Raw genomic sequence first — 12,449 nt, 5'->3', positions numbered from 1 at the left:
CCGCCTGGCGCGCTAGCTGCGGCGGAAACCGGAGATCGCCATGAGATTTGTCTTCCTCGCGCTCGCCATCTGGGGCGCGATCCACCCGATGTACTATTTCCTGCAGTGGTTCCGCGAGAACGGCTTTGACCTTTTTGCGATGGCGGATGCCTGGCACGCCAATGCGGCAAGTTCGGGCCTGGTCTGGGACCTGACCATCGCGGCCATCGCCCTGACCCTCTGGATCATCGCTGAGGTCCTCACCCGCCGGGCTTGGATCAATCTGATCGCCATCCCTGCCACCTTCTGCATCGGGGTCAGTTGCGGACTGCCCCTCTATCTGTTTCTACGCTCCAGACACTGAGGGACCGCAGAGATGGCGAAGCGCAACAAATTCAAACGTCGTGAAACCGTGGATGAAATCCTCGAACGGATCTCAGAGCGCATGTTTCCCGCTGAAATGGGGCAAGCGAAGCTGACGATTGACAGCCGAGGAGCGGATGGCGACGGCGTGCTGCACTGTTTGCTTTATAACACAGAGCGCTACTCGGCCTTGGCGCTCATTCAAGCCGGAGCTGATGTAAACGCCGTTGGGGACCTTGGATATGTTCCGCTGCATGTTTCAGCCTTCAGGAACGATGCAGAAATGATTCAAAAACTGCTTGATGCCGGAGCGGATCCGCGCGCGAAATGCGAAGCAGGCAAGACCCCATTGGACACTGCCATTGACCGCGGGTGTCTGGATGCCGCGAAGGTCTTAAGGAAGGCGACATGACTGTGCTTTCGAGTTGGCAAGGTACCGGTTTGTGGGGTGTTGCATGAAAACCAGATACAGAAACACCGATCTGGACCTTATCTCAACCGTTCCGCTTGATGGTCTCAACCAGAAGCTGGAAGCCGCTGGCATGATGGTTCTGGGCACTCATCAGAATGGAGACGGTGATTGGACCACAGTTTTGGGGATCATTGGCGAAGAGGATGACTGTTTTTGGGTGGATGTTGAAACCACCATTGTCGCCATGCTCAACATTTTGGAGAGCCTTCCCGAGCAAGAACGAAGAGCATTTGAGCAGTGCAAGCTGCGTGAATTCAATGCGGCCTACGATCTCGGAGATGCGCCTGTGGGCTTCAACCAGGGACTAAGTGTGGACACTATTTCGAGAATGGCCGCGCTCAAGACATCTTTGAGGATAACGCTCTATCCCGGTGATGGCTGATATTGATCGCCGCACTTGAGAGCGGGCTCTTGAGTGGCGGCGTCATTCCTTCATAGCCCCGGATACTTGATGACCACGCTCCTACTTGTCGTTCGACGTACCATCTTTGAATGACCGCTCCGGTTTCGAAGGTTCAGCGATCTGTGAAAGAGCAGATCAGTACAGGCGCAACAACCCCATTGATCCTGCAACGCATTTCAGTCTAAGCGCGGGCGCATGGATCATTTTCTTTATCGCGACGGCAGCCTCTATGCCGAAGATGTGCCGCTGGCCGAGATTGCCGCTGCGGTGGGCACGCCGTTCTATGTCTATTCCACTGCCACGCTCCTGCGCCATTTCCGACTGTTTGACGAGGCGTTGGAGGGAACCGAGCATCTGGTTTGTTACGCGATGAAGGCGGCCAGCAATCAGGCGATCCTGAAGACGCTGGCGCAGGCAGGCGCGGGGATGGATGTGGTCTCGGAAGGGGAGTATCTGCGGGCGAAAGCAGCAGGTGTACCCGGCGACAGGATCGTGTTTTCCGGCGTCGGCAAGACGGCAGCGGAAATCCGCACGGCGCTGAGTGGCGGTGTAAGGCAGTTCAACATCGAATCCGAGCCCGAGATGCAGGTAGTCAGCGCCATCGCCTCGGAATTGGGGGTGACGGCACCCATCACAATACGCGTGAATCCGGATGTCGATGCAAAGACCCATGCCAAGATCGCTACTGGTAAATCGGAGAACAAGTTCGGCATTCCGATTGCGCGGGCTTCCGAAGTCTATGCGCTGGCGGCCTCGCTGCCGGGGCTTGAGGTGATCGGCATCGACGTGCATATCGGCTCGCAACTGACCGAGCTTGCGCCGTTCGAGCTGGCCTACAGGAAAGTCGCTGAACTGACCGAGCAGCTGCGCAGCGAAGGTCACAGTATCCGCCGTCTCGATCTGGGCGGGGGGCTGGGCATTCCTTATGCGCGCTCTAACGAAGCGCCCCCATTGCCGGTGGAATACGGCGCGCTGATCAAACGCACCGTGGGTCATCTGGGCTGCGAGATCGAGATCGAGCCGGGCCGCCTGATCGCGGGCAATGCCGGGCTGATGGTGTCCAAGGTGATCTATGTGAAATCGGGCGAGGGTCGCGATTTCCTGATCCTGGATGGCGCCATGAACGACCTGATCCGGCCCGCCATGTATGAGGCCTATCACGATATCGTGCCGGTGATCGAAACTGCACCGGGTGCGGAACAGCAGCCCTATGACATCGTGGGGCCCGTTTGCGAAAGTGGTGACACATTTGCCAAACAGCGCAACATGCCCAAGCTCACTGCGGGCGATCTGGTGGCCTTTCGCAGTGCCGGGGCTTATGGCGCGGTGATGTCCAGCGAATACAATACGCGCCCCCTGATCCCCGAAGTTCTGGTGCATGAGGATCAATTCGCGGTTATTCGCCCACGCCCGACCTTTGACGAAATGATAAACCGCGATACCATACCTGCGTGGCTTTGACGCTTTAGCGGCGCTGGCCCGTCAGGAGGCCAAGTTACGTGTCAAACCGGTCCACATATCTGCCTGTCCCGCGCTGGTCGCTGGGATTGACCCGTATCGGGATGCTCTCGGAGCGACTCCTGCGTTGTTTTTGGCCCCTGATTTCGATCCTGTTGACGGCCTGTGCCCTGCTGATGCTGGGCATTCACGATCTTGTCCCGGTCGAGATGGTATGGGCCAGCGGCATTGCGGCTGTGGCCGGATCTTTGGCGGCGCTGGTCTGGGGCGCGCGGCGGTTTCACTGGCCGTCGCGCGGCGAGGCGCTGGCACGCTTGGATCAGACCCTGCCGGGCCGCCCGATTCAGGCGCTGCTGGACGATCAGGCGATCGGCGAGCGGGACGCGGCCTCGGTCGCGCTCTGGCGGGCGCATCAGGACCGGATGGCAGCACGGGCCGCCGCCGCCGCGCCGGTGCAGCCCGATCTGCGATTGGCCGCGCGCGACCCTTACGCGCTGCGTTATGCGGCATTGCTGGTGTTTTGCGTGGCGGTTCTGTTCGGTTCGGTCTGGCGGGCCGGGTCGCTAACCGACATGGCTCCGGGTGCCGCAACCGCCGCGCAGGGGCCGACCTGGGAAGGCTGGGTCGAGCCACCGCGCTATACCGGACTGCCGACGCTTTATCTGAATGATATCTCCGATCCGGAGATGCGCGTTCCTCAAGGCAGCCGCATCGTGCTGCGCTTTTACGGCGAGGTCGGCGCACTGCAACTGAGCGAAACGATTTCCGAGAGCGGCGCTGTAGCGGCATCCGAGCCGGAACAGACCCTGATTGTCACCCGCGATGGATCGCTGGCCATCAACGGCGATGGCGGGCGTGCCTGGACGGTCAACGTGGTATCCGATACCGCACCGCAGATCGCCGTGGCCGGTGTGCCCGAGGCGCAGGCCGCCGGGCAGATGAGTTTGCCTTTCACGGCCAGCGATGATTACGGCGTGGTCTCTGGCACCGCCGAGATCACGCTCGATCTGCCCTCGATCGATCGCCGCCACGGGCTGGTATCCGACCCCGACCCGCGTGAGACGGTCTCGGTCGATCTGCCAATGCCGATCACCGGTGATCGGGATATCTTCACCGAGGATCTGATCGAGGATTTCTCGCAACATCCCTGGGCCAATCTGCCGGTGACAATCACGCTCACTGCCCGCGATGCGGCGGATCAGGAAGGCATAGCGGAACCGCTGCAGACCAACCTGCCTGCGCGCCGGTTCTTCCAGCCCTTGGCCGCGGCGATCATCGAACAGCGGCGTGACCTGCTTTGGGCGCGCTCGAACGGGGCGCGCGTTGCGCAGATTTTGCGCGCGGTGTCGCACCGGCCCGAGGATGTGTTTCGCTCGCAAACCGCCTACCTGCGCCTGCGCGTGACCTTGCGGCGGCTGGAAACCTTCAACGAGTTTGGGTTGAAACCCAAGCAGCAGGAGGAGATCGCACAAGCGCTCTGGAATCTGGCGATCATCCTCGAAGAGGGCACTCTGTCGGACGCGCTGGAACGGCTGCGCCGCGCGCAGGAACGCCTGTCGGAGGCGATGAAAAACGGGGCCTCGGACCAGGAAATCGCTGAACTGATGCAGGAATTGCGCGAGGCCACAGACGACTATTTGCGCCAATTGCAGCGCCAGGCCCAGCAGGACAACGAAAACAGCGACGAGCGCCAGCAGGGTCAGGATGGCGAATCGATGCAGATGACGCAGGACGATCTGCAGCGCATGATGGATCGCATTCAGGAACTGATGGAACAAGGCCGAATGGCCGAAGCGCAGCAGGCGCTGCAGGAACTCCAGGAAATGATGGAGAACATGCGCGTCACCCAAGGCCAGGGACAAGGCCAGCAATCCGAAGGTCAGCAGGCGATGGAAGGTCTGGCCGAGACCCTGCGCAACCAGCAGGGCCTGTCCGATCAGGCGTTCCGCGATCTGCAAGAACAGTTCAATCCAAACGCCAACCGGGGCGAGAGCCAGGAAAACGAAGGCCGCAGCGGCGGGGCCGGGCGTGGTCAAAGCCACGAGGGTCAGGGAGGGCAAGGCCAAGGGGAGGGCCAGCGTCAGGGCGAAGGCGACGAACAAGGTGATGGCGGGCAGGGCTCGCTTGCGGATCGTCAGCAGGCGCTGCGCGATGAGCTGCGCCGTCAGCAGCAAGGTCTGCCCGGCGAAGGCACGCCCGAAGGCGACGCGGCGCGCGACGCGCTGGACCGGGCCGGCCGCGCCATGGAAGGCGCCGAGGAAGCGTTGCGGCAAAATGATATGGCCGATGCCATCGACCGGCAATCCGAAGCGATGGAAGCGCTGCGCGAAGGCATGCGCGCGCTGGGCGAGGCGCTGGCGCAGCAACAGCAGCAGCCCGGACAGGGCACGCAGGAAGGCGACATGCGCGCCCAGAACCGCGATCCGCTGGGGCGCAATCCGGGATCACAAGGCTCGATCGGAACCGACGAGCAGTTGTTGCAGGGCGAGGATGTCTATCGCCGCGCCCGCGAATTGCTGGACGAGATCCGCCGCCGCAGCGGCGAGGGAGAGCGCCCGCAGATCGAGTTGGACTACCTCAGACGGCTGCTGGACCGGTTCTGACCGGCCTATTGCGTGGGTAGAACGCCCGAGGCTGTTGCATCCAGCCAGATCCGAGCCTGATCGACAAGCGCGACATAGGCGCTGACCATCGGTTCGGCCTGCGGAACGCTTCTGGCGATCGCCGGGGCATAAAGATAGAGCAGCGCCAGCACCAACCCCAGCAGGATCATCGAAATGAAGCCACGGCGAAATCCGCCGCTTTGGCTTGCGGGCGGAACCTCATCCTCGACCTCGGGATCGATGTGTTCGGGCTCGGTCTCGCCATTGTTGCGCAGGGTTGAGTTGATCTCGTCGATATTGGGGAACAAGCCGCGCCGCGCGCCGGTTTCGGCGGCAGCGTGATCGGCGACGGGTTCTTCGCCGCGCATGCGGGCCATGCGCTCGCGGGCCTCGCGGGCGCGGCGTTCGGGCTCGTCGCCGGGATGGGTTTCAAGCCCCAATTCGGGCTGCGTTTCCAGACTGTCGGCCTCGGATGCGCGCAGCTGTTCTTCGCGTTCGGCCTCTTCGCGCAGAATGTCGGAGACGGCGGAATCGAGGTTGCGTGCGGCTGGTTCCGCCGCGATGATTTCTGGCTCTGGCTCTGGCTCTGGCTCTGGCTCTGGCTCTGGCTCTGGCTCTGGCTCTGGCTCTGGCTCTGGCTCTGGCTCTGGCTCTGGCTCTGGCTCTGGCTCGGGGGCTGGGGGCTCGGGGTCGTACTGAATCTCCGGTTCAGAGTGGTCTTCGGCAGGCTCACTGCTGTCCTCGACCTCCTTGGCAGGGGGCTCTTCGACAAAATCGGTCTGCGCCTCGGGGTGGTCGGGATGCGCTTGATACCAGGTTTCGCCGCAATTGGAGCATTGCACATCGCGCCCCTCAGGCGGGATCACCTCGCTCGGGACCTCATATTGAGCGCCGCAATTCGGACAAGTAAGACGCATTCTGCCTCCGGGCTTCGGGATCTGCCTGCTTTGGTTTTTTGCGCGATGATAAGTTCTTAATGTCTGGGCGAAAAGGGAGATTTGCAAAAACTCAACGGAAGTGTCGCCAAACCGCCCCGGTCGGGGCATTGAAACCACATCCCGACTAGGGCAAGAAGGCGGCCAAAGAACAAAGGGGGCAGTGTTGATCGAGCTCGAAAACGTGGGCTACAGCTATGGCGGTGGTGAGTTGCTGAGCAATGTCTCAGTGTCGCTTGCGCCCGGCTCGTTTCATTTCCTGACCGGCCCTTCGGGTGCGGGCAAGACCACCCTGCTAAAGCTCTGTTATGGCGCATTGCTGCCGACGGCGGGGCGGGTACAGGTGTTTGATCGGGACATGGGCGCCCTGGATCGTGACGATCTGGCCCTGTTGCGGCGCCGGGTCGGCGTCGTGCATCAGGATTGCCGTTTCCTCGATCACCTGCCGCTATCAGAGAATATTGCCTTGCCGTTGGTCGTCTCAGGGCGCAGTCAGGGTGGCGAGCAAGACAATCTCAAAGAGTTGATGAATTGGGTTGGCTTGTCTGCGCGCGCCGATGCCCTGCCGCCAGAACTGTCGGGCGGCGAACGGCAGCGCGCAGCGCTGGCCCGTGCGGTGATCATGTCGCCTGATGTGGTGCTGGCGGATGAGCCCACCGGCAATGTCGATTGGGACATGTCTCAGCGCCTTTTGCACCTGTTGGTGGAACTGAACCGGATGGGCAAGACCGTGCTGATCGCAACCCATGACCTGAGCCTGATCCGCGCCGCCAAGAGCCAGGTACAGGCCCGCGTGCTGCGCATTTCGAACAAGGGTCTGCAACTTGCGGGGGCTGATCTGTGAGCAAGGGAACCATCCGGGGATTGCTGCTGAGCGACAAGCAAGCCGACCGCGTTGTGCCGCCGACCGGGTTTACCGCGCAACTGACGGTCTTTGTTGCCGGCGCGATGGCGTTTCTGGCGGTGTTTGCCCTGGCGCTGTCGCTGGCGTCGGGCCGGTTGGCGGATCGTTGGTCTCAGGAGCTTGCGAAGGCTGCAACCCTGCGGATCAATGCGCCCGCCGAGCAGCGCGCGGCCCAGACCGAAACCGCGCTGAAACTCCTGCGCCAGACGCCCGGCGTTGCCAATGCCCGGGCGCTTTCCACCGAGGAACAGGCGGCGCTGCTGTCGCCGTGGTTCGGCCCAGACCTGCCCATCGATGCACTGCCGGTGCCGCAGCTGATTGAGGTTACCGCTGGTGAGCCGGGTTATGATATTGCCGGGTTGCGTCTGAGATTGAGCGCCGAGGTGCCGGGCGCGGTGCTGGACGATCACACGCGCTGGCGCGAACCCCTGGTCGATGCGGCCAACGGGTTGCGCCGCCTGGGCCTGATCGCGATCCTGCTGATCGGCGGGGCGACGGCGGCGATGATCACACTGGCAGCCAATGCAGCGCTTGCTGCAAACGCGCAGATCATCGCGGTGCTGCGGCTGGTGGGGGCCAAGGATCGCTATATCGCCGGAGCCTTTGTGCGCCGCTTCACCTTGCGTGCCCTGATCGGGGCAAGTGCAGGGGTTGTGCTTGGCATGATTGGGGTGATGTTGTTGCCCGCCGCTTCGGATGAGGGCGGTTTTCTGACCGGCCTTGGATTTCGCGGCATCGGCTGGGCGCTGCCCTTGCTGATCCCGGTGCTGGGTGCGGTAGTCGCCTTTGTTTCCACCTGGGCCGCCGCAAGGCGCAGGCTGAAGGAGTTGAGTTGATGGCGCTGCAATGGATCCGATCGCTGATCTTCAAGATCGTCATGTACGCGTGGATGGCGGTGCTGGGCATCCTGTTCTCGCCCTACGCACTGCTCTCGAAAAATGGCGCGCTCAGAGCCTGCAAACTCTATGCCCGCTCGGTGATCTGGATGGCGCGCTGGATGGTTGGCCTGCATGGCGAGGTACGCGGCGAGGTGCCGACCGGTGAGGTGGTGATCGCGGCCAAACACCAGTCATTTTTCGACATCATCCTGATCTTCGATGCGGTGCCGCGCGCGAAATTCATCATGAAGCGTGAGCTGCTCTGGACGCCCTTTATCGGGCTTTACGCCAAGCGGCTGGGCTGCATCCCGGTGGATCGCGGCAAGAAGGGCGCGGCGGTGGCCAAGATGGTCAAGGACGTGGCGGCGGAGTTCTCCGAACCCGGCCAGTTGGTGATTTACCCGCAGGGCACCCGTGTCGCGCCGGGCGTGCACAAGAAATACAAGGTGGGCACCGCGATCCTCTATGAAGGTCTGGAATACCCTTGCGTGCCAGCGGCGACCAATGTGGGCGTGTTCTGGCCGCGCACCGGCGTCCTGCGCAAGCCCGGCACCGCCACGGTCGAGTTTCTGCCCACCATTGCGCCCGGGACCGGGCGTGACACTTTTATGAGCGCGTTGGAGCAGGCCATCGAAAGCCGCTCCAACGCGCTGATGCACGAGGTGGGGTTTGATCCGAACGACGCGCGGTAGAGAGCTAAATATCGCCCGATCCCGCCGCGCCGCCGGGGTGCAAGATTGCGCGGATCATGCGGCACCGCTCAGACCGCCGCCGCGCCGATCCTTGAGACCTGCGAAATCCAGCGCGCGACATTGCCCGGCTTGGGCTGGCTTGCGCCTGCAAAATACGTGAAGCGGGTTGGCTTGAACCCGACAAAGCCCAGAATCTGCCCCCGGATCTGCCGGATGAGGGCCTGCCGATAAAACAGCCGCATGAACCAGCCCGGCGTGTCCGATGTCAGGATGACGCGCGCCGTGCGGCCTGTCAGCATCGGGGCGGGCAGGCCGCTCCTGGTGGTGTTGCGGGTGTCGAAGGTGCGCCCGGGGATGAACATCCGGTCGATCAGCCCCTTCAGTTTGGCGGGCAGACCACCCCACCACATCGGTGTCGTCAGAACCAGATGATCGCTCCATTCGAAATCCTGCAGCAGCTGTTCCAGAACGGGCTCCAGCGGTTTGAAGTCGTGATAGCTGCCCTGACCGAAATCATGGTCGAACTCCAGATCGCTCAGATGAACGATCCGGACCGCATGCCCTTCACTGCGGGCCGCACCGCCATAGGTCTGGGCAAAGGTTCTGGACAGGCTGCTTTCGGCAGGGTGCCCTTCTAGGATGAGGATTTTCTTGGTTGGCATGGGAATCTCCTAAAAATGACCATGGTCAGTTTTAGAATCAAAAAGTGACCATGGTCAATAAAAAATTTGACCATGGTCAAAAAGCATGCAACCAAGGCGTATGCAGAAGCCAGTTCAAAAACGCACGCTCAAAACCCGCGCCCGGCTGCTTGCAGCCTCTGTCGAGGTGGTCGCGCGCAACGGTTACGAGGCGCTTCGGGTGGAAGAGGTGGTTCAGGCCGCCGGTGTCGCCAAGGGCACTTTCTTTGCGCATTTCCACGACAAGGATGCGCTGATGGAAATCCTGATCGGGGAAAGGCTCGCCGCTTGTTTTGATGAGGTCGAGGGTGGCGCCGCGCCAAAAACGGTGGACCAGATCATCGCCGCGCTGGAGCCCATTCACAGCGTCATGACCTCGGAACGTTATGTCTTCGACCTGTTGCTGCGCTATTCAGGCGCAACCGCCATCACCGAGATCGGCCCCATTGCCCATTGCTTTGAACGCTATTTTCGCGTGGTCAGTGGCTGGCTCGAAACGGCGGATGTCCGACAGGATATCTCGGCTGACCTGCTGGCTGAAGGGGTCCAGGCCTTTGCCATTCAGGCCATGTCCCTGAGATTCTGCGCCCTGCATTCCGCAACGACATTCACCGACAGGTTGCAGGTCTATCTGGAGGCTTGGTTGACCCCGGCCGCCTGAGCGCTGCCGGGGCCGGATCGTTTAGCTGTGGATTGGTCCGTCGCCGCAGGCCAGCGCTGCCTCGCGCACCGCTTCGGAATAGGTCGGGTGGGCGTGGCAGGTCAGCGCCAGATCCTCAGCCGAGGCGCCGAATTCCATCGCCACGCAGACCTCGTGGATCAGATCGCCCGCGCCGGGGCCGATGATATGGGCCCCTAGAATGCGATCGGTGTCCTTGTCGGCGAGGATTTTCACGAACCCGTCGGCGGCGAAATTGGCCTTGGCACGGCCATTGCCCATGAACATGAACTTGCCCACCTTATAGGCGCGGCCCTGTTCCTTGAGCGTCGCTTCGGTCTCGCCGACATTGGCCACTTCGGGCCATGTGTAGATCACGCCGGGAATGACGCCGTAATTCACATGGCCATGCTTGCCGGCGACCTGTTCGGCGGCGGCCATGCCCTCATCCTCGGCCTTATGGGCCAGCATCGGACCGTCGATGCAGTCGCCGATGGCGTAGATGCCCTTGACGTTTGTCTGCCAGTCCTGGCCCACCTTGATCTGGCCGCGCGGGTTCATCTCGACGCCCAGCGCTTCGAGGCCCAGCCCTTCGGTGTAGGGTTTGCGCCCGGTGGCGACCAGAACCGTGTCGGCATCGATCACATGTTCGCTGTCATCCTTGCGCAGCTTGTAGGTGACCTTGGCCTTGGTCTTGGTGGCTTCGGTCTTTTGCACCGCCGCGCCCATCACGAAATTCATGCCTTGCTTCTTCAGGATGCGCTGGAAGGTCTTCTGCACCTCGGGGTCCATGCCCGGCGTGATCGCGTCGAGGAACTCGATGACGGTCACTTCAGAGCCCAGCCGCTGATAGACGGAGCCGAGTTCCAGCCCGATCACGCCTGCGCCAATGACCACCAGCTTTTTCGGGATCTTGCCCAGTTCCAGCGCGCCGGTAGAGGTGACGACCACCTTTTCGTCCACCTCCACACCGGGGAGCGACGAGGGTTCGGAGCCCGACGCGATGATGATGTTCTTGGCCGTATGGGTCTCGTCACCCACCTTGACCTGACCAGCGGCAGGGATCGAGCCCCAGCCCTTGAGCCAGTCGATCTTGTTCTTCTTGAACAGGAACTCGATGCCCTTGGTGTTCTGGTCGATCGTGTCGGCCTTGTAGGCCAGCATCTGCTTCCAGTCGACCGAGGGGGATTTGCCCTTGAGGCCCATCTTGGCGAAGTTGTGCTCGGCATCATGCAGGGAATGGCTGGCATGCAGCAGCGCCTTGGAGGGGATACAGCCGACGTTCAGGCAGGTGCCGCCCAACGTCTCGCGCTCCTCGACAACGGCGGTTTTCAGCCCCAGCTGGGCGCAGCGGATGGCGCAGACATAGCCGCCGGGGCCTGCTCCGATTACGATGACGTCATAACTTGCCATTTCAATGGTCCTTCACGATCTTGAGGCCTCAGCCTCGCCAGTCTCGGTACTTGGGCATGTACCGATAATTCCGGATTGTGACATTTGCACCCATCCTGACCCTAATAGCCGAATTCTTCGAAATCTCTCGCATAAATCACCTCGATCCGCGAAAGCGCCTCTGCCGAAAGCAAAGTCTTTGGATCAAAGCCTGATGCGTTCTTGTTTGCTTTTGGCACGACCCAACTGTCTGGAAGGCGAGTATCGAGGCGCTCTGCAATCGCCCTGTAGAATGTTTCCATATCCTCTGTTTTTCCAACCAGATGAGGTCGCAGAACCTTTGGTTTGACACTGGTCACCTGAGGTCGCCAATGCCGGTTGATGGCATCTTCGCCAAGGTTCTCAATCATGATCTGAATGTAATCCAGAAATTTCTCCATGCCCTGAGGGGTTCGAATATCGCGTTCCCAGTCAAAACCGACCAAGGCGTTCATGCGCAGCCGGTCGTCGGAAAGCCATATGTGCCGCTGATCTGCAGCGGCGCAAAGATACAGGAATGCCGATGTTGCCCGGCTGATCGGGTTTCGCACGGTGGTCAGGCGCAACGCGGAGTCCAGGACGGTGAGGCCCGCAGGTATATTTGAAAGTTCGCGAAACACGTTTGCCGACGCCAACCTATGCGCTGCGGCATCCGGGTTGATGTCGTAGGGGAGATTGACTTGCGTGGACAGCGGAACTCCGAATTCCAACTCAAACAGGAACCGTTTGGTTGACGATGTTCCAGTTTTTCCGTTGCCTTTGTAGACCCAGCGAACACTGGCTGGGGCAACAACCTGGTTCAGGAATATACGCGCGGACTCGGTCGACGGGAAATCGTCCGGATAGCGCTGCATCGCAGCTTCCAACAGGCTGAAACGCTCGCGAGGTCGCAACTCCGGTTCGTGAAATATCATCGCCATGGATCGCGCTACCGTAACCTAAGTGTTCTGGAAAGGAGGTTCCGCCAGCCGGGCGCAATGAAGGATGGGCGCA

At 61.4% G+C, this 12,449-nt stretch carries 13 protein-coding genes; 9 read left to right on the top strand and 4 right to left on the bottom strand.

Annotation, left to right across the window (positions count from 1 at the left end):
* Positions 1 to 40 precede the first annotated feature (40 nt).
* The 5 genes from Q5Y75_RS09565 to Q5Y75_RS09545 all read left to right on the top strand — a co-directional run bounded on the left by Q5Y75_RS09565 (position 41) and on the right by Q5Y75_RS09545 (position 5,278).
* Positions 41 to 343, top strand: coding sequence for a DUF2834 domain-containing protein (locus Q5Y75_RS09565; RefSeq protein WP_306196685.1), 303 nt, complete (start codon positions 41 to 43; stop codon positions 341 to 343).
* A 12-nt stretch (positions 344 to 355) separates the two neighbouring features.
* Entirely contained in the window at positions 356 to 754 is a 399-nt protein-coding gene (locus tag Q5Y75_RS09560; RefSeq protein ID WP_306196684.1) for an ankyrin repeat domain-containing protein, read from the top strand.
* A gap of 43 nt (positions 755 to 797) precedes the next feature.
* A complete protein-coding gene (locus Q5Y75_RS09555) occupies positions 798 to 1,196 on the top strand; it encodes a hypothetical protein (protein WP_306196682.1) in 399 nt (132 codons plus the stop codon).
* Between the two features lie 216 nt (positions 1,197 to 1,412).
* Positions 1,413 to 2,678: a diaminopimelate decarboxylase gene (gene lysA / locus Q5Y75_RS09550; RefSeq protein WP_306196680.1), complete on the top strand. Its 1,266-nt coding sequence runs from the start codon at positions 1,413 to 1,415 to the stop codon at positions 2,676 to 2,678.
* Positions 2,679 to 2,716: 38 nt separating this feature from the next.
* A complete protein-coding gene (locus tag Q5Y75_RS09545) occupies positions 2,717 to 5,278 on the top strand; it encodes a TIGR02302 family protein (protein WP_371933247.1) in 2,562 nt (853 codons plus the stop codon).
* A 5-nt stretch (positions 5,279 to 5,283) separates the two neighbouring features.
* Here the strand turns inward: Q5Y75_RS09545 and Q5Y75_RS09540 are convergent, their stop codons facing one another.
* A complete protein-coding gene (locus Q5Y75_RS09540) occupies positions 5,284 to 6,195 on the bottom strand; it encodes a zinc-ribbon domain-containing protein (protein ID WP_306196678.1) in 912 nt (303 codons plus the stop codon).
* A 184-nt stretch (positions 6,196 to 6,379) separates the two neighbouring features.
* Here Q5Y75_RS09540 and Q5Y75_RS09535 point away from each other — a divergent pair, with 184 nt between their 5' ends.
* Genes Q5Y75_RS09535 through Q5Y75_RS09525 form a run of 3 tightly spaced genes read left to right on the top strand, consistent with a single transcriptional unit; the run spans position 6,380 to position 8,687 of the window.
* Positions 6,380 to 7,057, top strand: a complete 678-nt coding sequence (locus tag Q5Y75_RS09535; protein WP_306196676.1) for a cell division ATP-binding protein FtsE — start codon at positions 6,380 to 6,382, stop codon at positions 7,055 to 7,057.
* The gene (locus Q5Y75_RS09530; RefSeq protein WP_306196675.1) at positions 7,054 to 7,953 is read left to right on the top strand and encodes a cell division protein FtsX; all 900 of its coding nucleotides are present in this window, start codon (positions 7,054 to 7,056) and stop codon (positions 7,951 to 7,953) included. Before Q5Y75_RS09535 ends, Q5Y75_RS09530 begins: the two co-directional genes overlap by 4 nt.
* Positions 7,953 to 8,687 (top strand): lysophospholipid acyltransferase family protein, encoded by a 735-nt coding sequence (locus Q5Y75_RS09525; protein ID WP_306196672.1) that lies wholly within the window; start codon positions 7,953 to 7,955, stop codon positions 8,685 to 8,687. Before Q5Y75_RS09530 ends, Q5Y75_RS09525 begins: the two co-directional genes overlap by 1 nt.
* Positions 8,688 to 8,755: 68 nt before the next feature.
* On the opposite strand, the gene Q5Y75_RS09520 is transcribed toward Q5Y75_RS09525, so the two are convergent.
* The gene (locus Q5Y75_RS09520; RefSeq protein WP_306196670.1) at positions 8,756 to 9,349 is read right to left on the bottom strand and encodes an NAD(P)H-dependent oxidoreductase; all 594 of its coding nucleotides are present in this window, start codon (positions 9,347 to 9,349) and stop codon (positions 8,756 to 8,758) included.
* Between the two features lie 100 nt (positions 9,350 to 9,449).
* Here Q5Y75_RS09520 and Q5Y75_RS09515 point away from each other — a divergent pair, with 100 nt between their 5' ends.
* Positions 9,450 to 10,028, top strand: coding sequence for a TetR/AcrR family transcriptional regulator (locus Q5Y75_RS09515; RefSeq protein WP_306196668.1), 579 nt, complete (start codon positions 9,450 to 9,452; stop codon positions 10,026 to 10,028).
* A gap of 21 nt (positions 10,029 to 10,049) precedes the next feature.
* Here the strand turns inward: Q5Y75_RS09515 and lpdA are convergent, their stop codons facing one another.
* The gene (lpdA, locus tag Q5Y75_RS09510; RefSeq protein ID WP_306196665.1) at positions 10,050 to 11,438 is read right to left on the bottom strand and encodes a dihydrolipoyl dehydrogenase; all 1,389 of its coding nucleotides are present in this window, start codon (positions 11,436 to 11,438) and stop codon (positions 10,050 to 10,052) included.
* A 101-nt stretch (positions 11,439 to 11,539) separates the two neighbouring features.
* On the bottom strand, positions 11,540 to 12,376 hold the full coding sequence (locus Q5Y75_RS09505; protein WP_306196664.1) for a sulfotransferase family 2 domain-containing protein: 837 nt from the start codon (positions 12,374 to 12,376) through the stop codon (positions 11,540 to 11,542).
* Positions 12,377 to 12,449 lie beyond the last annotated feature (73 nt).

The organism is Ruegeria discodermiae, assembly GCF_030758345.1.
Classification (GTDB): Bacteria; Pseudomonadota; Alphaproteobacteria; order Rhodobacterales; family Rhodobacteraceae; genus Ruegeria_C.
The sequence above is the reverse complement of the archived record's forward strand: the minus strand, read 5'-3'. Positions and strand labels throughout refer to the sequence as shown.

Coding starts and splice junctions, on each gene's coding strand:
- Q5Y75_RS09565 (WP_306196685.1), top strand. CDS start 41: ATGAGATTTGTCTTCCTCGCGCTCGCCATCTGGGGCGCGATCCACCCG.
- Q5Y75_RS09560 (WP_306196684.1), top strand. CDS start 356: ATGGCGAAGCGCAACAAATTCAAACGTCGTGAAACCGTGGATGAAATC.
- Q5Y75_RS09555 (WP_306196682.1), top strand. CDS start 798: ATGAAAACCAGATACAGAAACACCGATCTGGACCTTATCTCAACCGTT.
- lysA (WP_306196680.1), top strand. CDS start 1,413: ATGGATCATTTTCTTTATCGCGACGGCAGCCTCTATGCCGAAGATGTG.
- Q5Y75_RS09540 (WP_306196678.1), bottom strand. CDS start 6,195: ATGCGTCTTACTTGTCCGAATTGCGGCGCTCAATATGAGGTCCCGAGC.
- Q5Y75_RS09525 (WP_306196672.1), top strand. CDS start 7,953: ATGGCGCTGCAATGGATCCGATCGCTGATCTTCAAGATCGTCATGTAC.
- Q5Y75_RS09520 (WP_306196670.1), bottom strand. CDS start 9,349: ATGCCAACCAAGAAAATCCTCATCCTAGAAGGGCACCCTGCCGAAAGC.
- Q5Y75_RS09515 (WP_306196668.1), top strand. CDS start 9,450: ATGCAGAAGCCAGTTCAAAAACGCACGCTCAAAACCCGCGCCCGGCTG.
- lpdA (WP_306196665.1), bottom strand. CDS start 11,438: ATGGCAAGTTATGACGTCATCGTAATCGGAGCAGGCCCCGGCGGCTAT.
- Q5Y75_RS09505 (WP_306196664.1), bottom strand. CDS start 12,376: ATGGCGATGATATTTCACGAACCGGAGTTGCGACCTCGCGAGCGTTTC.